The organism is Bradyrhizobium sp. P2_E8 (assembly GCF_056403875.1).
In genome coordinates, this window is record NZ_JBFUES010001646.1 from 1 (window position 1) to 947 (window position 947).

The following is a 947-nucleotide window of genomic DNA, read 5'->3' on the forward strand; positions in this document are numbered from 1 at the left end:
GTCGCTGGTGAAGGAGACCACGCAGAAGCGTGTCTTGATGCCGGTGAACGCCTTCGCCAGCACGCCGCCATGGTCGCCGGCGATGTCGAAATAGTCCATCGCGCGCGTCAGATAGAGATAGGAGTTGGCATCGAAGCGCTCGACGAAGGACGAGCCCTGGTAGCGCAGATAGGACTCGACCTGGAAGTCGGCGTCGAACGAGAAGGTCGGCAGCTCGCGATCCTGCATGCGCCGGCCGAACTTGCGATGCAGCGCGGCGTCGGAGAGATAGGTGATGTGCGCAGCCATCCGTGCAACCGCAAGGCCACGATGCGGATGGATGCCATGATCGGCATAGCCGCCATTGTGCCAGTCGGGATCGGCCATCACAGCCTGGCGGCCGAGCTCGTGAAAGGCGATGTTCTGCGCCGAGTGCCGCGTCGAGCAGGCAATCGCCAGCGCGGAATAGACGCGCTCGGGGTAGGCTGCGGTCCATTGCAGCACTTGCATGCCACCCATCGAGCCGCCGACCACCCCGAACAGCGTGTCGATGCCGAGCCGGTCGATCAGCATCGCCTGCGCGCGAACCATGTCGGGAATGGTGATGACCGGAAAATCCAGGCCCCACACTTTGCCGGTCGCGGGATTGATCGAGGCCGGCCCGGTCGAGCCCATGCAGCCACCGATGACATTGGCGCAGATGATGAAGTATTGGCTCGGATCGAGCGGACGGCCCGCACCAACCAATGTTTCCCACCAACCGGGCTTGCCGGTGACGGGGTGCACATTGGCGACATGCTGGTCGCCGGTCAGCGCATGGCAGATCAGGATCGCGTTGGAGCGGTCCGCGTTGAGCTCGCCATAGGTCTGGTAGGCGATCTGGAACGGCGAAAGATCGACCCCGCAGTCGAGCGACAACGGCTGATCGGCACCGAAATGCGCGACGAGCGAACTCGGATGATCCACCT

At 63.6% G+C, this 947-nt stretch carries 1 protein-coding gene; it reads right to left on the reverse strand.

The window, feature by feature from the left end; all coding sequences use genetic code 11:
- On the reverse strand, positions 1 to 945 hold a 945-nt coding region (metX, locus tag AC1D00_RS42955), incomplete at its 3' end, for a homoserine O-acetyltransferase MetX (RefSeq protein ID WP_477014901.1).
- Positions 946 to 947: the final 2 nt, after the last annotated feature.